The organism is Acetonema longum DSM 6540 (assembly GCF_000219125.1).
Lineage (GTDB): Bacteria > Bacillota > Negativicutes > Sporomusales > Acetonemataceae > Acetonema > Acetonema longum.
Map to the genome: position 1 here is coordinate 18,805 of NZ_AFGF01000163.1, position 19,220 is coordinate 38,024.

Genomic DNA, 19,220 nt, shown 5'->3' on the forward strand with positions numbered 1-19,220 from the left:
TTACCCTTCCTTTGTCAAGTTTTGCAGCGGGAGCTGTATGATAAACACGGTTTCATGCGGATTGGTTTCCAGGTCAATGCTGCCGTGCAAATGAGCGGCCAATTCCTTGATATAAGGCAGGCCCATGCCGGTTGAGGGCTTGCCGGACAGATCGAATTTAGTCGTATAACCTGGTTTGAAAATCAGGTTTCTTTTTTTTGGCGGAATACCCGGGCCGTTATCGGCCACACGCAGAGAGAGGGACTCACCGGACCGGGAAAAGGATATCTTGATGTCCCCGGTATTTTTAATCGATTCCACAGCATTGGATACCAGATTATTGACGAGTGACAAAACGGTATATACATGAAGCTGCGGCAGTCCGCTTTCCATCTTAATCGTAAAGGCAATTTCCTTGTTCAGGGAGCGGGCATACTTTTGGTGTGACTGCACGATCATATCCGCCAAGTCCTGAGCGGGCATGTAGTCGCGCAGTTTTCCATCCGATATTAGCTGGGTGAGTCCGGCGAAGATTCGCTGATTGTCCTTTTTGATGTCGTGGACTTGACCGGCAATCTCCAGTATGTTTTGTGCTAACCGGCTCTTGTCAAATGCTGACTGGCTGCTGAGAAGGCTTTCGTATACATGATAGCAGTTCCGGGTGACGGTTTCCGCATTTTGCAGCGATTTGGCAAGATGAACGACTTCTTCATACAGACCGGAAATCAGCAGCAGCAGGTGCTGATTTTTTTCCCGCTGCTGCTCTATGATGATTTCGGCATGGCGCAGATTTGTGATAAAAAAGAAACTTAGGATAAAAAAGTTGCGTATGACGGCAATAATGACGATTTTACCGACAATGGGAACGGTAAATAAAACAGCCGCATTTGAGTATTGTAAAGTCAGCATGAGCTCGACAAAACTGGCGATAAGTTCGGCAAAGATAGCGATGATTCCAATATGCAGAGGCTGATTATATAATTGTTTATTTCTTACCAACTGGAAAATGGCGGCATATGCCACGTAATAGAAAAAAGCCGGAAACCGGAGCGAAAAGGTGACGGCTAAAGCGGTATCGCTGCTGGCCAAGTCCAGGGCGATACGAAACAGGAGGACGGCCGCGCCCGTCAGCAGGCCCAAATAGATGTAGGAAATATTCCTTAGCCATAATAAGAAAAACAAGAACGTCGGTGATCCGAAACTAACGCGGAAAGAACTGAACTGACCATCAAAAGGGCAAAACTTAAGCTCCCCGGCCAGAGGCACGAGGAGAAGCATTAACAATAAAGCAAGCTTGTTTTTACCCATGATGCCTACACTTCCTCAACAAGAATCAAGCGCTAACCGCGCGGTAAACCCAATTCCACCCATGCATACATTATACAGAATACCAGAAAAAACGATCTTTTTCTACATTGTTTAACAATTTCGAATACCATTCTAGTTTTCTGTCGGATTTTATAAGTCTCATGGTAGATTAAATGAAAATGAAGGAGGCGAGATCTGTTGGGCAATAAAGTAGTAAGAGGCATTCTGTGTATTCTTATTGGTCTTGTTCTTTGGCTGATGCCTGGTCCTGAAGGAGTAAAGCCGGCGGCGTGGAATCTGTTGGCAATTTTTGCGGCTACCATTGCCGCCTGTATTCTGCAGCCGGTGGCCATGGGGACAGCCTCAGTGATCGGGTTGACAGCAGTGGTTTTGACCGGCGTCCTGACCCCGGGACAGGCACTGGAAGGCTTTAGCAATACGGTCATTTGGCTGATCGTATCGGCGTTTATGTTTTCCCGGGGGTTCATTAAGACAGGATTAGGCCGGCGCATTGCGTTTATCCTTATGCGCCGGTTTGGCGACAGTTCGTTGAAATTAGCCTATACAATGGCGGCAACCGATTTTATCGTCGCCCCTTTTACCCCGTCGAATACGGCGCGGGGCGGCGGGATCATCTATCCGGTTGTCCGCAGCTTATGCACGGCTTTTGAATCCGAACCGGGTCCGACAGCCGGGAGGGTGGGGAAATTTTTAATCTTCAGCGCCTATAACAGCGTCATTATCTCAGCGGCGGTATTTTTAACCGGCGCCTCCAACAACGTTGTGGTCATCAAGCTGACGCAGGAGCTGTTTGGTCAGACAATAAGCTGGACCCAATGGTTTCTGGCCTGTATCGTGCCGGGCCTTGCCGCTACCATTCTTATTCCTTATGTCCTTTATAAAATTTACCCGCCGGAATTGAAGAAAACCCCGCAAGCGCAGGACATTGCGCAAAAAGAATTAGCGCAAATGGGCCTGATGCGCCAAAGTGAAAAAACCCTGTTGGTCATTTTTACGGGGGCTCTGATCCTTTGGGCTACCAGCAGCATGACCGGCATTGATTCCGCCTTTGTGGCGCTGCTCGGTTTGGCATGTATGCTGATAACTAAAGTTCTTGACTGGGATGATGTGCTGGGGGAAAAAGGAGCCTGGGATGTTCTGGTCTGGATGGGCGTGTTGGTTAATATGGCAGCCTATCTTGCCAAGTTTGGCCTCATTGCCTGGTTTGCCACATTAGTCGGAGCGCAGCTGGGAGGAATCTCCTGGTTTGGCGTTGTCGTTCTTCTCTCTGTCGTCTATACGTTTATGCATTACGGGTTTGCCAGTAATACGGCGCATGTAATGGCGCTGTTTGGTGCTTTTGCCACAGTTGCGATAGCGGCCGGGGCACCGGTGATCATGACCGCTATTTTGCTGGGGGTGCTTGCCAATACCTGCTCGACGCTGACTCATTATGCCTGCGGCGTATCGCCGATTTTCTTTGGATCAGGCTATATAACCCAAGGCGAGTGGTGGCGCATCGGTTTCATCCTTTCCGCGATACACCTGGTTCTGTGGATGGGAATCGGCCTGCCGTGGATGAAAGTAATTGGAATATGGTAATGAATGCTAAGCGGCATAGACAGCGGGATCAAAATTACTACATTGCAGGGAGGAATATAGATGCGGTTCGAACATGACCTTTTAGGAGAGATCGAAGTCCCTGACCATGCGTATTATGGGGTGCAGACCCTGCGGGCGATGCAAAACTTCAAAATTACGGGGCAAAGGCTGGATACCGATTTCATAGATTCTCTGGCGATTGTCAAGAAGGCGGCGGCAAAGGCAAATATGGCTACCGGCCGTTTGGACAAGGCTGTAGGGACAGTTCTTGTCGCGGCGGCTGATGAGATTATCAGCGGTAAGCTGCATGACCAGTTTTGCGTCGATCCCATTCAGGGCGGCGCCGGAACTTCCGTCAATATGAATATGAACGAAGTTCTCTCTAATCGCGCTTTGGAATTGCTTGGCGATCAGAAGGGCAATTACACGCGCATTTCGCCCAATAATCATGCCAATATGGCGCAGTCAACCAATGATGCATTTCCCACTGCGATTAAGGTATGCGCTGTCCGCAAAGGCCGCTTTCTCGTGCAGGCTCTTCGTACGCTGGCGCAAGCTCTGGACGAAAAGGCGGCGGAGTTTAAGGATGTTCTCAAAATGGGGCGGACTCATCTGCAGGATGCGGTGCCGATTACGCTGGGACAGGAATTCGCCGCCTATGCGTCGGCGGTCCGTCGCGGCGCCGGGCGCATCGAAGATGTTTTACAGCGGCTATACGCCGTTAACATGGGAGCCACGGCAGTCGGTACAGGCTTGAATGCCGAGCCCGCATATATCCGGGAAGTAGCCCGTCAGTTGGCCGAGCTTACCGGTGAACCGTTTGCGACAGCGGAAAACCTGGTTGACGCTACGAATAATACCGATGCTTTTGCCGACATGTCGGGAGCTTTGAAGGTGACCGCACTGGCCTTAATAAAAATGGCCAATGATTTTCGGCTCATGGCCTCGGGGCCGCGTTGCGGCCTTAATGAGCTTGCCTTGCCGCCGCGCCAGCCCGGCTCGTCGATTATGCCCGGCAAAGTCAATCCGGTGATTCCCGAAGTGCTTAACCAGACTTGCTATCAGGTTATTGGCAATGATCTGGCCGTCACGCTGGGAGTGGAGAACGGACAATTTGAACTGAATGTCATGGAGCCGGTTGTGGCTTTTAATATCTTCAATTCACTGACGTATTTAACCAATGCCGTCAATACGTTCAATCAGTTGTGCGTACAAGGCGTACAAGCCCAAAGGGAACAATGCGCACAATGGCTTGAACGGAGTGTGGGCATTGTCACCGCGCTTTTGCCGCATATCGGCTATGAAAACTCGTCCCGGCTGGCGGAAGAGGCGTACAAAACCGGTCAGCCGGTACGAGAACTTATCCTGAAGAAAAAATTATTGACAAAAGAAGAAATGGATATGATTTTATCGCCGGAAAAAATGACACAGCCGGGTATTGCCGGGAAAAAACTGGTCAATATGTAGAGCCTGAGCCGGTGGTGAAGGATCAGCCGGATACATTTCGTATAAATATTCATACGCCTGATTCATAGGCATTCCCCTCTATAAAGCAAAAAGCACGGTTCCCTTTTAGGGGTAAACCGTGCTTTTTGCGTTATAGGGGTAGTTTTATGCCACAGACCGGTTATAGCGGCAAGCGGCTTTGCCATTGGCTGGCCGGTTTCTCCGGCCGGGGCCCGGCCATGGCAATGGAAGGATAAACCGTACTGGAAGCGAAATGTTAATTTTGGAAACGCTTATGTTTAGCAGGTTATATTAGAGATACTATTATAATGGAAAGCCTCAGGCCGGATACTTTATTGTATTATTTCTGAAAATGCACTTTTACCCTGATAAAAAATGTTGGAGGAACCCCGGAGAAAGGATGATAAACTATGCAGGAATACGCCGGAAAGACCGCTTTGGTTGCTGAAATCGAAAAAGCTGCCGATATGTTTATTAAAGAATTCGAAAGCGTAGCGGAGGCTGATAAGGATATTCGGTTCGGGGAGGTAGACCGGACGCCGCGGGAGATCATTGCATATCAGCTTGGATGGATGGACCTGATCCGTAGATGGGACCGTGACGAGTTGGCGGGGAAAGAAGTGATGATGCCTGCTCCGGGCTATAAGTGGAATCAGTTGGGTCCGCTATATAAAAGCTTCTATGACCAATATCAAGACCAATCTCTGGCTCAGCTCCGGGAATTGTTTGTTGCGGCTGTTGATTCCCTTATTGAATGGCTTCATGGCTTTAGCGACGACGAATTGTTCCGGCCCGGCGGCAGAAAATGGGCAGCCTCTACAGCTTCAGGCTGGCCGATATGGAAATGGGTGCATATTAATACGGTCGCACCGTTCAAGTCCTTTCGCAGCAAAATACGAAAATGGAAAAAGCTGCGCGTAACGCAGCAGTAATTTCCGGATAAAGATTTTAACGGGTATTTTGATAGGTTCGAGAGAAAGAAGTCCGGATCTGTTCAATCGCGGTGTACACAACCGGAACGACGAGCAGGGTCATCACCATGGAGCTGGTCAGCCCCCCGATCAAGGCCCAGCCCAAACCGTGCTTGAATTCCGAACCGGGGGTATGGGAAAGCGCCAGCGGCATCATACCGAGAATCATGGTGAGGGTGGTCATCAGGATCGGGCGGAGCCGCTCCTGACCGGCCTCAAGCAATGCCTCTCTCATGCCGGCGCCGCTTTCCCGGGCCCGGTTGGCGAAATCCACCAGTAAAATCGCGTTCTTACTGACTAGCCCGACTTGCATGATCATGCCCATGATCGAGAAAATGGACAGAGAATTGCCGGTGAGGCCCAATGCCAGCAGTGATCCGATGAACGCCAGGGGAACCGAGAAGAGTATCGCAAACGGATAGATGAACGAATCATAGAGTGCGGTCATAATCAGATAGACGGAGATGATGCCGGCCAGAAGCGCCAAACCCAGGCTGCCGAAGGCATCATCTTGCTGCTCCAGGTCACCGCTGAACTGGCAGGTGATGCCGGGGGGCAATTCCAGCGTTTTCAGGGCAGCGGCGATATCATTGCCAATATCGCCGCTGGTCCGGCCGGCTGCCTGCGCCGAAATGGTAATGGCATAATTGCGGTCCCGGCGTTCTAATTTATTAGGACCGGCGGCAGTGGTAATCGTGGCAAATTCGCTGAGCTGAACCGGCTGCCCGGAGTTGTTGAATATGGTTAATCCGCCGACATCGGCTGTTCTGGACCGGTCCAACGGATCGTACATCACCCGGATGTCGTATTCATTGCCATCTTTATCCTTGAACTTGGACTGATCGTCGCCGGTAAAACCGGTCTGCAAAACGGCCCCGACCTCACTGATATTCAGGCCGAGTTTGGCCAGTTTTCCCCGGTCGGCTTCGATCCGGATCTCGGGTTGTCCCTCCTTGGCCGAAAGCTGCAGGTCATAGGCACCCGGAATCCCCTCCATAACGGTTTGAATCCGGATTGCGGCCTGATAAGCGCTTTCCCAGTTGGGACCGCTGATCACAAGCTGAATGGGGGCATTGTCGGCCGTTCCGGTAATGTTGATCGGACTTACATGGGTCTTAACTCCCGGAATCCGGTCCAATTCACGCTTCATGGCCCGGGAGACTTGGGCAGTGGACCGGGAACGCTCATTTTTCGGGAACAGCAGCACCTGAATTTCAGACATGTTGCTTGCGGTCGAGGCGGTAAACATTCCGCTCGCCGTGCCCACTGTGGTAAATGTCTTGGCGACTTCGGGGAATTCCGCCAGAATCTGTTCGGCCTGCCGGGTTATTTGACTGGTTTGTTCCAGCTTGGCCCGGTTTGTTAATTCAATTTGGACGAGCAGCTCGCCCCGGTCCATGGCGGGCATGAATTCGGCTCCGATAAAGCCAAACGGGAGCAGAAACAGTGCCGCGGCAAAGAGCATCCCGGCGATGAGCAGCGTTTTGCCCCGGTTTCCCAGGCTCCAGCGCAGCAGTTTTAGATATTCCGCCGCCAGGGCCGCATATTTCGCTTCCACCCAAAGCCCGAACCGACCCATCATCGAATCTTTGGACAAACGCTCCACCCGGGAGAAACGCGAAGCCAGCATTGGGGTCACTGTGAATGATACCAACAGGCTCATGAGGGTTGAGATGACCACGACCAATGAAAACTGGCGCGTGATGCCCCCGATGAGTCCGGTGACCATCGCCAGCGGCAGAAAGACCACCACATCCACCAGGGTGATGGACAGGGCCGTAAACCCGATCTCGTTCCGGCCGTTTAAAGCGGCGTCTTTCTGGTCTTCCCCCTGTTCCAGGTGATGATGAATATTCTCCAGCACCACGATGGAATCATCCACCAGAATGCCAATCACCAGGGACATTGCCAGCAGCGTCATCATGTTCAGGGTAAAGTCGAAAGCCCACATGCCGATGAAGGTCGCCACCAGCGAGGTGGGAATGGCGACCATGACGATCAGCGAACTCCGCAGACTGTGGAGAAAGACCAGCATCACCAGCGCCACCAGTAAAACAGCCAGACCCAAATCGGCGATCACGGCATCGGCAGAATCCATGATAAACAGGGAACTGTCGGAGATAATATCGAATTTCAGGTGAATCGTCTGGTTCTGTTCTTCCAAGGTCAGCAGGGCTTCCCGGACCGCCCGGCATACCTCCACCTGGTTGGCGTCGGATTGCTTCTGGACCAGCAGGCCGACCGTGGTTTTCCCGTTAGAGCGGCTGATGGTGGTCTGATCCTTGCTGCCGTCCCGGACCTCGGCCAGGTCTGACAGCAGGATTTCCCCGCCGGACTTCGATTGACCGATGGCCAGGTTTTTCAACTGATCCAGTGAATTGAGCTTGCCGGCCAGGCGCAGCACATATTGGCCGTCATGGTCCTTAATCTTGCCGGTGGGGTAGTCCAGGTTGGCGTCTTTGATGGCCTGGGCCACCTGTAAGTTGGATAATCCGTATATTTGCAGCTTCTGGCTGTCGACGTTGACCCGGATCTCCCGCTGTTCGCCGCCGACCAGGCTGACCTGGCCGACCCCCGGCTGCTTTACTAACTGGGGGTTAATAAAATCATTCAGGAACCGATAAAAAGCCTTGGGCTCCATGTCGCTGCTAACGCTGATCCGCATCACCGGGAGGTCATTGATAGAGAATGTGGACAAGGAGGGAGTTTTGACTCCGGCAGGGAGATCCGCCAGGATCTGGTTCACTTTCCGCTGGGTGTTTTGCAGCGCGATTTCGATATCGGCGTCCTGCAGAAACTCAACCGTGACCACGGAAAGTCCTTCTTCGGAGCTGGCTTGGACCGTTTTCACCTTATTGATGCCCGAGACCGCTTCCTCAATCTTTTTGGTCACGGCCGATTCCACTTCGCCGGCGGCAGCGCCGGGATAAACAGTGGCAACCGTAACAACCGGTATAGTCATGCTGGGAAATAATTCATATTTTAAATTGCTGTAGCAAAAGATTCCCGACAGCGCTATGGCGAGGAAAGCGACGATAATCAGAATGGGCCGCTTAATGGCAACTTCGGTAACAGTCATTTTTCCATCACACCTTCACACCCTATGTAAAAATATTATTTGGCCTGCATGATTTCTACCGCAGCATGATCCTGTAAGTTATCCTGACCGCTCAGCACAACACGCTCTTGGTCCTTCAAACCCCGGATCACTTCAACTTTGGTGTCGATCTCGGAGCCAATCACGATATCGCGGAGGTTGGCAACATTATCTTCCACCACATAGACCTGAGGATTTTTCACACTGCCGATCACGGCCTCCCGCGGGATGGCCAGGACCGGGCGCTCCGTGCTTAGCTGAAAAGAGACCTTGCCGTAAATGCCTGATTTTAACGGGTGTTCCGGCTGATTGGCGATCACCACTTCCACCGGAAAGGTACGGGCTTCGTCGCTGCGGTCGCTGATGCTTTCAATCCGTCCCGCAAACTCAATGCCTGGATACACATCCGCCGCCACGCTGACCGGGTCGCCGACTTTCAGCCTGAACACCTCGCGGGCCCCGACGTTCACCACTATTTTGAAGTTTGAGATATCGATAATCGTGGCCACCATCGTTCCCGGGCTGACCATGGCGCCGAGGTTCGCCGGCCGGGCAGTGACGATACCGGCAATGGGCGTGGTGATGGTGGCGTTCTCATATTGCCGTTTGGCCGAAACCTGGGCTGCCTCCGCCGCGAGGAAATTGTTCCGGGCCGATTCCTGCTCCGAGCGTGAGATGGCTCCCTGTTTGTATAGTTCCTGGGCCCGCTCCCAATCTTTGCGGGCTTTGTCATAGTTGGTTCTGGCGGATAAAAAATTGGCGCTGGCCAGCTCGTCGTCCAGTCTGACGACGGGCGCCCCCGCCTGCAAATACGAACCGACCCCGGCGTGTACCGCAATAATCTTGCCCGAAGCTTCCGAGACCAGCTGGACTTCATTATTAGCCACGATCAAACCGACCTTGGTCAGATTTTCCTGCATCGTTTGTGATTGCACTGCCGTAATGACGACTGGTACTGTCGCGTTATGAACTACCTTTGCCTGCTTTTCCACCTCGGCTTTATTGTGAAGCAGCACCCAGACCGTTAATGTCACAATGCCGATAATGCTTAAAGATAATAACAGCTTTTTCATACTAAATCACCTTCCGTTTTGAAACATTATGGTTATTTACTAGCTTATCTAATTTCCAAACCGGACGTTCGGTTTGCTATGATCAAAAAAATTAACGCTTTTAGCTCCTGATATAAGCCATCCCATGCAGCTAATACTTCCTCCGGCACATCTTTGATATTCCCTGTCATCACACGGCGCATGCCCACGCCATCGTTGATCGATATAAACAGGCGCGCAATCTGTTCATCGGTCATGTGGGAGTCGATTTCTCCTTTAGCTCTGGCAATATGGACGATTTCCTGCCAGGCTTTGAGTTCAGCGTCTAAGTACTCAGTCTGTTTATCGCGAAAATCGGGAAAACACTTCATCGCCTCAAACACCAGGGCATAGAAATTAAAACCGCTTTCCCCATCCATGCGGTCTTGCAAAAATGCGATATTGGCATCATATTTTATATGGTCATGGTAAAACTGATGCAATGAATCTTTGCTCAGCTTACTATAATCCATGACAAATTCAGAGGTAAAATAGTCGACCACTTCCAGAAAAAGCTGCTCTTTGCTGTTAAAATAATGGTAGAAGGCCCCTTTGGACATTCCGGTCTTCTCCACAATCTCCTGCATGGTCACTTCCTTGAAGCTCTTTTGCAGAAAAAGCCGGAAGGAAACATTTAAAATATGCTCTTTCGTATTGCCCACCAGTATTCCGTCCTTCCTAAACCGACCGTTTGGTTTATTCTTAACATATCAATTATGGAATGGTTTGTCAAGTATCACAACCTTTATTATAGCCCCTATATAATCACTATTGTTTCTTAGGTAATGGCAGATCAGCCAGGGGCTGTCAATCAGGGATTTTGGCAGGACGAAAATATTTTTAGTTTCAGCAGGCAGGTATTTTGAAAAATAGTACGAATATTTCATTTGTAAACGTTTTCGAAAACGTTTACAAATGAAATATTAACGAGGAAAGTTGGTCGGGTATTGCAGCGGAAAGATCTGAAACGCCTTACAATTAAAGATGTTGCCCGGACAGCGGGGGTATCCATTGCCACGGTATCGAGGATCTTAAACGGTCAAGGCGGCGTGTCGGAGGAACTGATTGACAAAGTTCAGCTGACGGTGCAGGAATTAAATTATCAGCCCAACGCCGTGGCCCGGGCCTTAAAGGTGCAGGAGTCCCGCAGCATAGGGCTGATCATTCCGGATATTGGCAATCCTTTTTTCCCTGCCCTGGTGCGGGGCGTGGAGGATGCGGCGCAGGTCCATGGCTATGCCCTGATTCTGTGCAATACGGATGGCGACCCGGACAAAGAGATAAACTATATCAAGTTTTTACGCAGTAAGCAGGTGGATGGGATTCTGCTGGTCGGCAATATTGGCTTCGAACAGAGCGGCCATTGGCTGTCGGACGCCGCTGTTCCCATTGTTCTCGTGGACCGGCGTATTGCGGGCGCGCCGCTCAGCACGGTGATTGTAGACAATCAGGCCGGCGCCGTTCTGGCAGTGGAGCATTTGATCCGGCAAGGCAGAAGGCAGATTGCCATAGTGAGCGGCAGGCCTGCTTCCCCTACAAATACGGAGCGCGTTAACGGCTATATCCAGGCGCTGGCGGCCAACAGGCTTTTCTGCCGGACCGACCTGGTGGTCAACGGAGATTTTACCTTTGAGGGCGGGTATAGAGCTGCGGAGATTCTGTTGAACCGGGGTTGCCGGTTTGACGCGATTTTTGCCGCCAATGACCTAATGGCTATCGGGGTGATCGAATGCCTGGCCCAAAATGGCCGGCGGGTGCCGGATGATGTTGCGGTGGCCGGGTTTGACAACATTCGCCTGGCAGCCTGGTACAAGCCGGCCTTGACGACGATTAACCAACCGGTATATGAAATGGGGCAGCTGGCCGTGGCTGCTTTGCTGGAGCATATGGCAGACTCCGGGGCCCAGGCGAGGGATATTATGCTGAAGCCGGAATTGATCATCCGCCAGTCGTCCGGCGGGAAGGAGCAATCATGACAACAAAAACTGTTTTGGTAATAGGCAGCCTGAATATGGATTTGGCCGTATCAGTTCAAAAACTGCCTCATCAGGGTGAAACTGTGTTTGGCAGCAGCTTTGCCACCTTTCCCGGCGGCAAGGGCGCCAATCAGGCCGTTGCTGCCGGCAGGCTTGGAGCCGCCGTGAAGATGGCCGGCTGCGTAGGGCGTGACGGTTTCGGCGCAGATTTACTGGAGGGTTTGCAAGCCAGCCATGTGGACAGAACCTGTGTCGAGCAAGTAGATCAAAGCACCGGCACGGCCTTGATTACAGTAGACGCGGCCGGGGCAAATACGATTGTCGTTGTGGGCGGCGCCAATTGGGCTTGCGACGCAGCTGCAGTGGACAAGGCTTTGACAGCTGCCGGAGAACCGGGAATTTTGGTACTGCAGAATGAAATCCCCCAGGAGACAGTGGAATACGCCATTAAGGCGGCTAAGGCCCAGGGCTGGACCGTGATTTTCAACCCGGCGCCGGCGCGGACCCTGAGTCGGGATATCATGCCCTTAGTTGATATTATCATCCCTAATGAGACGGAAACCGCAGTACTGACCGGATTGCCGGCGGATAGCGACGAGGCGGTCATCAAGGCGGCCCGGAAGCTTCTGGATCAGGGAATCGGCACAGTCGTTATCACTCTGGGGGCCAGAGGGTCCCTGTGCTGCAGCGGCGCGGAGCAATACCGGATTCAGCCGTATCCGGTCAAAGCAGTGGACACGACGGCTGCCGGCGATGCTTATGTGGGGGCCATGGCCACAGGGTTGGCTGAAGGACGGTCCTTGCGGGACAGTCTGGAGTTCGCCTCAGCGGCCGCCGCTGTGGCGGTTACCAGGGCCGGAGCACAGCCATCCCTGCCTTGGCGCAAGGAAGTGGATGCATTTATCAGGAAAGCGGGGAGTCTGGGATGAAGAAAACCGGTTTGTTAAATCAGCCGCTGAGTGCGGTTATTGCGGGAATGGGACACGGCGACATGCTGGTGATTGCCGATTGCGGTCTGCCGATTCCGGCGGAAGTGCCCAGGATTGACCTGGCCCTGACCGCTGGTGTGCCCGGCTTTTTGCAAACTCTGGCGGCGATTCAGCAGGAATTGCAGGTGGAGGGGGCGATCATCGCCCGGGAGATGCCGGAAAAAAGCCGGGACCTGTATCAGGCCCTTTTACCCCTCCTTGGCAAGGTTGATATTGTTCAGATAGAGCATGAACGGTTTAAAGAAATGACTAAGCAGGCGGTTGCAGTAGTCCGTACCGGTGAATGCACCTCTTACGCCAATGTCATTTTAAAGTCCGGCGTGGTCTTTTAGGAGGGTATGCAAGTGAGCATCACTCCTCTGTTAAACATGACGGGAATTGCCAAAACCTTTCCGGGGGTCAAGGCGCTGCAGGATGTGGAGCTTTCTTTGCAGGCCGGGGAAATCCATGCTCTGTTGGGAGAAAATGGAGCTGGGAAGTCCACGTTAATGAAGATTTTAAGCGGTGTTTATAGTAAAGATGCCGGTGAAATCCGAATCAACGGCGCACCAGCCGAAATCAGCGACCCACGGGCAGCTGCGGATTTGGGGATTTCTATCATCCATCAGGAACTGAATTTGATTCCCGGGCTGACCGTCATGGAAAATATTTTTCTGGGACGGGAGCCGTCCCGCAAACTGGGTTTCATCGACTGGGATGAAATGGAGCGCCGTACCAGTGGACTGCTGGCCGAACTCGGGACAGCGATCAGCCCGGAGGACCTGGTAGCCGATTTAAGTATCGGCGAACAGCAGATGGTGGAGATCGCCAAGGCTTTGTCCTATAAAACAAAAATTTTGATCATGGATGAGCCTACCGCTGCCCTGACCGACCGGGAAACCGAAAGGCTGTTTGCCATCATCAGGCAGCTGGCGGCAGCCGGGGCTGGCATTATTTACATTTCTCACCGGATGGAAGAATTATTTGCCTTAAGCAATCGGATTACGGTGCTGCGGGATGGCAGCTATATCGGCACGGTCGAGACGAAAACGGCGGCTTTTGACCAGCTCATCCGGATGATGGTCGGGCGGGATGTCACAGTCCGATTTCCCAAACAAACCGTGCCCATTGGCCAGGAAGTTCTGCGGGTTGAGAATCTGTCCCGGCATCAGGTTCTGCATGACGTATCCTTTGCCGTCAGGGCCGGTGAAATCGTCGGATTCGCCGGACTCATGGGAGCCGGGCGGACGGAACTGGCGCGGGCGATCTTCGGCGTCGATCGGCTGGATTCCGGTACGATTTACGTCCAGGGGGAAAAGTGTACGATTACCGGTCCGGCCGATGCCATTAAGGCCGGCATCGGACTGATCACCGAGGACCGCAAGAGTCAGGGGCTGATCCTCAGTCTGTCGGTAGGAAAAAATATCACGCTGGCTTCTCTGGATCAATACTCCAGCGGCGGCTTTATCAGCAGCGACCGGGAAGGAGAAGCCATAGCCGCCAATATCGACAAGCTGAAAATCCGCACCCCCGGTGCCGGCCAACTGGTAAAAAACTTAAGCGGCGGCAATCAGCAGAAAGTGGTCATTGCCAAGTGGCTGGCCACTCAGCCCAAAGTGCTGATCATGGATGAACCCACCCGGGGAGTTGACGTGGGGGCCAAAGCTGAGATTTACAGCATCATGAACATGTTGACTGAGGCCGGCGTGGGAATCGTGATGATATCCTCCGAACTGCCGGAGATCCTGGGTATGAGCGACCGGGTAGTGGTCATGTCCCAGGGGCGAATCGCCGGTGAACTGGCGATCACGGATGCTACCCAGGAAAAAATTATGGCCTATGCAGCAGGAGGTGGCGATTAGTGGCCGGAGGAAAAAAAGCCGGATTGGGGTTGTTCCGCAATGCGGGGCCATTATTGGGACTGATGATACTTTCTATCGTGTTGACGCTCTTATCGGATCGCTTTCTGACGGTAGATAATCTTTTAAATGTAGCCAGGCAGGTTTCCATCAATGCCATCATCAGTGTCGGCATGACCCTGATCATTTTAACCGGCGGCATTGATTTGTCAGTAGGGTCGATTCTGGCGTTTTCCGGCAGCATTACCGCCGGACTGCTGGCGGGAGGCCAGGCGATCCTGCCGGCTATTCTGGCCGGTGTGGCGGCAGGGGCGATATTAGGCCTGATCAACGGCCTTTTGGTTGCCCGGGCCGGGATTCCCCCCTTTATTGCCACCCTGGGCACGATGACTGCTGCCAGAGGATTTACTCTGGTCTATACCGATGGCCGGCCGATAACGGGTATGGAGGAGGCCTTCCGTTTTCTGGGAGGCGGTTATCTGGCCAGTATTCCGGTGCCGGTGGTCATTATGGCCGCCATCTTTTTGGCGGCTTATATCATGCTGACTCAAACCAGATTTGGCCGTTACATATACGCCATAGGCGGCAATGAAGAAGCGGCCCGATTATCAGGCATCAACACCAAGAAAATCCTGTTGGCCGTATATACCCTGGGCGGGGTGCTGGCCGGCTTCAGCGGGATCATTATGGCTTCCCGCCTGAATTCAGCTCAGCCCACTGCCGGTACGGGTTTTGAATTGGACGCGATTGCCGCCGTAGTTCTGGGCGGCACCAGCACTGCCGGCGGAGTCGGCACGGTTGGCGGCACCCTGATTGGGGCGATGATCATCGGTGTATTGGATAACGGATTAAACCTTTTGAATGTCTCCTCCTTCTACCAGCAGGTGGCCAAAGGCGCAGTCATTTTGCTGGCAGTATATGTAGATAAAAAACGCAAGGGAGGGTGATGCCGGAAAGGATAATTTGGTTTGACTTTCAAGGCAGTGTGACACTATAACACCGTAACAATGTATAGGAGGGAAATGCATGTTTCAGAAAATGGGTAAACAGAGTTTTAGGGTTGTTTTATTGGTGATGGTACTGAGCGCAAGCTTGCTGCTGGCCGCCGGCTGCGGCGGCTCCAAACAGGAAGGGACGAACAAACCGGTGGTGGGATTAGCGGTTTCAACCCTGAACAACCCGTTCTTTGTCGATCTGCGCGACGGCGCCAAAGAGGCGGCTGCCGCCAACGGCCTGGAACTGGTGGTCATGGATGCGCAAAATGACGCAGCCAAACAGATGGCCAATATCGAAAATCTGATCCAGCAAAAAGTCAGCGTGATCATTGTCAATCCGGTGGATTCCAAGGCTGTCGTACCTGCAGTGGAGGCGGCCAACAAGGCCAATATTCCGGTCATTACCGTTGACCGCTCGGCTGCAGGCGGCCAGGTAGTAAGCTCCATTGCCTCCGACAATGTGGCCGGCGGCAAAATGGCCGGACAATTTATTGTCGACAAGCTGGGCGGCAAGGGTAAAGTCGTGGAATTGGAAGGCATCCCCGGCGCTTCGGCCGCTGTTGAGAGAGGCACCGGCTTTAACCAGGCGGCTAAAGCCGCGGCAGGCATTACCGTGGTGGCCAAGCAGCCGGCTGACTTTGACCGGGCTAAAGGCATGAAAGTCATGGAGAATATCTTGCAGGCGAATCCCGAAATTAACGCCGTGTTTGCTCACAATGACGAAATGGCCCTGGGCGCTTTGGAAGCCATAAAGGCAGCGAACCGGAAAGACATCATGGTCGTTGGCTTTGACGCTACCGCCGATGCCGTGAAAGCGGTAAACGACGGTACTCTGGCAGCAACCGTAGCCCAGAAACCGAAGGATATGGGAAAAATCTCCCTTGAAACCGCCAAGAAGGTAATCGCTAAAGAAAGCGTACAGGCAACGATTCCGGTAGGACTGGAATTAGTAAAGAAATAAGCTGAAAATGACCGGGAGGCTCTGTGTGGGACGAAGGTGGTTCTGCAAGAGCCTCTTTCTTTGGATTCCCGAGCTGATACCGACCATTTGCCGGCGTTGTCAAAATGTCTTCCCCATTAAAGTGACTACTGCGGCAAGCTTCTTCTGGCTTTTTCAATTACTTTTATTCGGGAAATTAAAATTTTCACTGGAAATGACGATACATAGAGTAAGACAGTCTAAAAGAATTAAGGAGGACGGTTTTATGTCTATTACTTCCCTTTCACGATCAACTCAAAACGGCATTTCGAATGCTGCGGCCACAGCTAATGGAACCGGCGCCGTTGCTGCCGCCGATACGACTCAGATTGCTTCTGCCGGTGAAGCTGCCGTTTACGAAAAATCGGATCCATCGGCTGCCAAAACTGAAACTACCTACACGAAGAAGGCTACCTTAAGCGATATCAGCCGGCAAGTCGAGTTGAAAATGGCCTCTTTCCGCTCGCTGGTTGAGAAACTCGTCGCCACGCAGCAGGTAAAAACGGGCCAAGCCCAGGGATTAACCTATGACGCGATTCTGGCGAAATACGACGGACAGCTGAAGGATTTTTTCCAAACCCTAGAGGTGGATGATGCGACACGCCTTCAGGCCCAGCAGGAAATTTCGGAAGATGGTTTTTGGGGAGTCAAACAGACATCTGAACGGATCTTATCCATGGCCAAATCTCTCTCCGGCGGCGACCCGGACAAGATCGCTTTATTGAGAAAGGCGATTGAAGACGGCTTCCAAGCGGCTGAAAATGCCTGGGGCGGTGAATTGCCGGCAATCTCCCGGCAAACCCGTGAGGCAGTCATGCAAGGGCTGGACGACTGGGCAGCCGAAGCCGGCCAAACAGCCTAATACTTTCAATAAGCAACGCCCTCGAGGCCTCCTATCGGAGGAATCGAGGGCGGCAGTGTCTTATGGGAACTGGTTCCCTATCAGTATGTCCAGAATATCTCCTGAATCACTTTGGGATCGCTGGTCCTGGTCAAGGCCAGCATGAGCAGGATGCGCGCCTTTTGCGGATTCAGATTATCGCCGGCGACGAAGTTGTATTTATCGTCATCGGCTTCGCCGTTGCGGGCAACGATGCCGTTGCCGACACGGGAAGTGCGGACGATGACAACTCCCTTTTTCTGAGCCGCTTCTACTGCGGGATACTCGGCTTTGCCGATGCTGCCGTTGCCGGTGCCGGCGTGGACGATTCCTTTGGCGCCGGCTTTGGTAAATGCTTCAATGGCAGTGCCGCTGTTGTTGGCGTAATGGTAAACAATATCAACCCGAGGCAGTGTGGACAGCTTCATAATGTCAAATTCGCTGGCCGTTGTATGTTGGCGCAGCGGAGACCGGTAAAATACCGGTTTATCGCCGGTAAAGAAGCCCAGGGGGCCGATCTCCGGCGCCTTAAAGGTATCGACCCGGTCAGTGATGGTTTTTGTTACATCGCGGCCGGAATGAATGGTATCATTGAGCATGACCAGCACGCCCTTGCCGACAGCCTCTTTACTGCCGGCCAGTATTACCGCCCGGTACAGGTTTAACATGCCGTCGGCGCTCATGGCCGTCGGCGGCCGCATGGAGCCGACTAACACCACCGGTTTATCGCTTTTCACGACCAGATGCAGGAAATAGGCGGTCTCTTCCAGCGTGTCGGTGCCGTGGGTGATGACAATGCCGTCCACATCATCCTGGCTCAGCAGTTGGTTGATCCGTTTCGCCAGTGTCAGCCAGACCTCGTTGGTCATATTTTCGCTGGCGATCTGGGCAATTTGTTCGCCGCTGATATTGGCGACTTTTTTTAATTCAGGGACATTGTTGATTAGTGCATCGACCGGGGCGACAGCGGCGGTGTAACCAACTGTCGTGCTGCTGGTAGAGCCCGCACCGGCAATGGTGCCGCCTGTTGCCAAAATCTTGATGGCGGGTAAATTGGCCGGACCGGCGGCAAAACAGGCTGCCTGCAGGCTGAACATAAGGACCAATACCATGGTTGCCATGAGGAATAATTTATGTTTCATATATTTTCCTCCCTGTAAAATTTTAGACATACCTTAATTTTAAATAAATTATAAAAATTTGCAATATTTAAAAAATATTTTTCAAAAAGAATTAAAAAGTATCAAAAAGTATTTAAAATCCGGGTGGCCTTTTTCAAGGGTCTCCAAAAATGGTCTGATAATCCCGCGCTGGTCATAGGCCAAGGCAGCCTGTCAGGGCTTCCTTGGCCTATGAGGCGGAGAGGCCCCCTCCGAAAACATTGTTTTGGCGGATGAATTTTCTTGCTTTTTTTATTCCGCCACGTCTTCGAACGTGGCGCTGATCGCGAAAAGCGGCATATATTTTCCCCGCACTGTGAGGTGAGACATCGTTATGAAGGTGCGCTCGGAATACTCACCATCTGACAGAGAAGCTTCATACTATAAACTGGTATTTAAATAATGCAGCGGAGGGTTGGTATGGATGCTATAGGCCTTCAGCTTGAGAGGCTACTAGGCGGCACGGTTGCGCCAGACGGCAATGTTATATTTGAAAATATACTGAGCAGCTTCGGACCTGTAAGTTATGAGCCAATAACCGGGGTAATCACCATAAATAAAACCGGCCGCTACTTAGTTAACTGGTGGGTAGTAACCCAGTCCAGTTCGGGATTAATTGGCATATCTTTTGCCATTGTTACTTCACAAGGAGATGAATTTTTAGGCGGTTCACCGATAAAAACAGCTGAATTTTCCGGCGTTGCACTTATCCAGGTTGATGCTGCACCCATCACTTTGCGTTTAGCAAGCAGAACCGTAAACAATGTAACATATTCGCCTTTGCTAACCAGCAAAGCATTTTTAGTATTAGGCGAGGTACCTGAAGAAACAGGGATTACAGGCACTACTGGAGCTACCGGTGATACCGGCCCTACGGGAACTGCGGGT

The 19,220-nt window shown here is 52.2% G+C and carries 15 protein-coding genes and 1 pseudogene; 11 read left to right on the forward strand and 5 right to left on the reverse strand.

Going from position 1 to position 19,220, the window contains the following annotated elements; genetic code table 11:
* Complete coding sequence (locus tag ALO_RS15290; RefSeq protein WP_004097512.1) at window positions 1-1,287, reverse strand: sensor histidine kinase; 1,287 nt, start codon at window positions 1,285-1,287, stop codon at window positions 1-3.
* Between the two features lie 198 nt (window positions 1,288-1,485).
* Here ALO_RS15290 and ALO_RS15295 point away from each other — a divergent pair, with 198 nt between their 5' ends.
* The 3 genes from ALO_RS15295 (at window position 1,486) to ALO_RS15305 (ending at window position 5,288) form a co-directional block, all read left to right on the forward strand.
* Window positions 1,486-2,889, forward strand: coding sequence for a DASS family sodium-coupled anion symporter (locus ALO_RS15295; RefSeq protein WP_004097513.1), 1,404 nt, complete (start codon window positions 1,486-1,488; stop codon window positions 2,887-2,889).
* A 60-nt stretch (window positions 2,890-2,949) separates the two neighbouring features.
* Window positions 2,950-4,356 (forward strand): aspartate ammonia-lyase, encoded by a 1,407-nt coding sequence (locus tag ALO_RS15300; protein ID WP_004097514.1) that lies wholly within the window; start codon window positions 2,950-2,952, stop codon window positions 4,354-4,356.
* Between the two features lie 410 nt (window positions 4,357-4,766).
* Window positions 4,767-5,288 carry a ClbS/DfsB family four-helix bundle protein gene (locus ALO_RS15305; protein WP_004097515.1) on the forward strand — a complete coding sequence of 174 codons (522 nt, stop codon included), beginning with the start codon at window positions 4,767-4,769 and terminating at the stop codon, window positions 5,286-5,288.
* Window positions 5,289-5,304: 16 nt separating this feature from the next.
* Here the strand turns inward: ALO_RS15305 and ALO_RS15310 are convergent, their stop codons facing one another.
* The 3 genes from ALO_RS15310 to ALO_RS21020 are packed head-to-tail and all read right to left on the reverse strand — an operon-like array spanning window position 5,305 to window position 10,177.
* Window positions 5,305-8,406 (reverse strand): efflux RND transporter permease subunit, encoded by a 3,102-nt coding sequence (locus tag ALO_RS15310; RefSeq protein WP_004097517.1) that lies wholly within the window; start codon window positions 8,404-8,406, stop codon window positions 5,305-5,307.
* A 35-nt stretch (window positions 8,407-8,441) separates the two neighbouring features.
* Window positions 8,442-9,497, reverse strand: a complete 1,056-nt coding sequence (locus ALO_RS15315; RefSeq protein ID WP_004097519.1) for an efflux RND transporter periplasmic adaptor subunit — start codon at window positions 9,495-9,497, stop codon at window positions 8,442-8,444.
* A 44-nt stretch (window positions 9,498-9,541) separates the two neighbouring features.
* Complete coding sequence (locus ALO_RS21020) at window positions 9,542-10,177, reverse strand: TetR/AcrR family transcriptional regulator (RefSeq protein ID WP_004097521.1); 636 nt, start codon at window positions 10,175-10,177, stop codon at window positions 9,542-9,544.
* 285 nt (window positions 10,178-10,462) lie between these two features.
* On the opposite strand from ALO_RS21020, the gene ALO_RS15325 reads away from it, so the two are divergent.
* From ALO_RS15325 to ALO_RS15355, 7 genes are all read left to right on the forward strand, one after another.
* Window positions 10,463-11,491 carry a LacI family DNA-binding transcriptional regulator gene (locus tag ALO_RS15325; protein ID WP_004097522.1) on the forward strand — a complete coding sequence of 343 codons (1,029 nt, stop codon included), beginning with the start codon at window positions 10,463-10,465 and terminating at the stop codon, window positions 11,489-11,491.
* Complete coding sequence (gene rbsK / locus ALO_RS15330) at window positions 11,488-12,420, forward strand: ribokinase (protein WP_004097532.1); 933 nt, start codon at window positions 11,488-11,490, stop codon at window positions 12,418-12,420. The genes ALO_RS15325 and rbsK overlap by 4 nt, the downstream gene beginning before the upstream one ends.
* Window positions 12,417-12,812 carry a D-ribose pyranase gene (rbsD, locus tag ALO_RS15335; protein ID WP_004097534.1) on the forward strand — a complete coding sequence of 132 codons (396 nt, stop codon included), beginning with the start codon at window positions 12,417-12,419 and terminating at the stop codon, window positions 12,810-12,812. Before rbsK ends, rbsD begins: the two co-directional genes overlap by 4 nt.
* A 6-nt stretch (window positions 12,813-12,818) precedes the next feature.
* Window positions 12,819-14,321 carry a sugar ABC transporter ATP-binding protein gene (locus tag ALO_RS15340; protein ID WP_040293592.1) on the forward strand — a complete coding sequence of 501 codons (1,503 nt, stop codon included), beginning with the start codon at window positions 12,819-12,821 and terminating at the stop codon, window positions 14,319-14,321.
* A 62-nt stretch (window positions 14,322-14,383) separates the two neighbouring features.
* The gene (locus ALO_RS15345) at window positions 14,384-15,265 is read left to right on the forward strand and encodes an ABC transporter permease subunit (RefSeq protein ID WP_050807033.1); all 882 of its coding nucleotides are present in this window, start codon (window positions 14,384-14,386) and stop codon (window positions 15,263-15,265) included.
* Window positions 15,266-15,344: 79 nt separating this feature from the next.
* A complete protein-coding gene (rbsB, locus tag ALO_RS15350; protein WP_004097541.1) occupies window positions 15,345-16,274 on the forward strand; it encodes a ribose ABC transporter substrate-binding protein RbsB in 930 nt (309 codons plus the stop codon).
* Window positions 16,275-16,518: 244 nt separating this feature from the next.
* Window positions 16,519-17,154 carry a hypothetical protein gene (locus ALO_RS15355; RefSeq protein ID WP_004097543.1) on the forward strand — a complete coding sequence of 212 codons (636 nt, stop codon included), beginning with the start codon at window positions 16,519-16,521 and terminating at the stop codon, window positions 17,152-17,154.
* A gap of 80 nt (window positions 17,155-17,234) precedes the next feature.
* On the opposite strand, the gene ALO_RS15360 is transcribed toward ALO_RS15355, so the two are convergent.
* Complete coding sequence (locus ALO_RS15360) at window positions 17,235-18,314, reverse strand: type II asparaginase (protein WP_004097547.1); 1,080 nt, start codon at window positions 18,312-18,314, stop codon at window positions 17,235-17,237.
* Between the two features lie 438 nt (window positions 18,315-18,752).
* Between ALO_RS15360 and ALO_RS15365 the strand changes: the two are divergent.
* Window positions 18,753-19,220: pseudogene (locus tag ALO_RS15365) on the forward strand (hypothetical protein); the annotation flags it as partial.

What these genes read in the sequence shown, in the direction of transcription:
- ALO_RS15355 (WP_004097543.1), top strand. Translation starts at nt 16,519, where the DNA reads ATGTCTATTACTTCCCTTTCACGATCAACTCAAAACGGCATTTCGAAT.
- ALO_RS15310 (WP_004097517.1), bottom strand. Translation starts at nt 8,406, where the DNA reads ATGACTGTTACCGAAGTTGCCATTAAGCGGCCCATTCTGATTATCGTC.
- ALO_RS15345 (WP_050807033.1), top strand. Translation starts at nt 14,384, where the DNA reads ATGATACTTTCTATCGTGTTGACGCTCTTATCGGATCGCTTTCTGACG.
- ALO_RS15315 (WP_004097519.1), bottom strand. Translation starts at nt 9,497, where the DNA reads ATGAAAAAGCTGTTATTATCTTTAAGCATTATCGGCATTGTGACATTA.
- ALO_RS15340 (WP_040293592.1), top strand. Translation starts at nt 12,819, where the DNA reads ATGCAAGTGAGCATCACTCCTCTGTTAAACATGACGGGAATTGCCAAA.
- ALO_RS15305 (WP_004097515.1), top strand. Translation starts at nt 4,767, where the DNA reads ATGCAGGAATACGCCGGAAAGACCGCTTTGGTTGCTGAAATCGAAAAA.
- ALO_RS15290 (WP_004097512.1), bottom strand. Translation starts at nt 1,287, where the DNA reads ATGGGTAAAAACAAGCTTGCTTTATTGTTAATGCTTCTCCTCGTGCCT.
- rbsB (WP_004097541.1), top strand. Translation starts at nt 15,345, where the DNA reads ATGTTTCAGAAAATGGGTAAACAGAGTTTTAGGGTTGTTTTATTGGTG.
- rbsK (WP_004097532.1), top strand. Translation starts at nt 11,488, where the DNA reads ATGACAACAAAAACTGTTTTGGTAATAGGCAGCCTGAATATGGATTTG.
- rbsD (WP_004097534.1), top strand. Translation starts at nt 12,417, where the DNA reads ATGAAGAAAACCGGTTTGTTAAATCAGCCGCTGAGTGCGGTTATTGCG.
- ALO_RS15360 (WP_004097547.1), bottom strand. Translation starts at nt 18,314, where the DNA reads ATGAAACATAAATTATTCCTCATGGCAACCATGGTATTGGTCCTTATG.
- ALO_RS15300 (WP_004097514.1), top strand. Translation starts at nt 2,950, where the DNA reads ATGCGGTTCGAACATGACCTTTTAGGAGAGATCGAAGTCCCTGACCAT.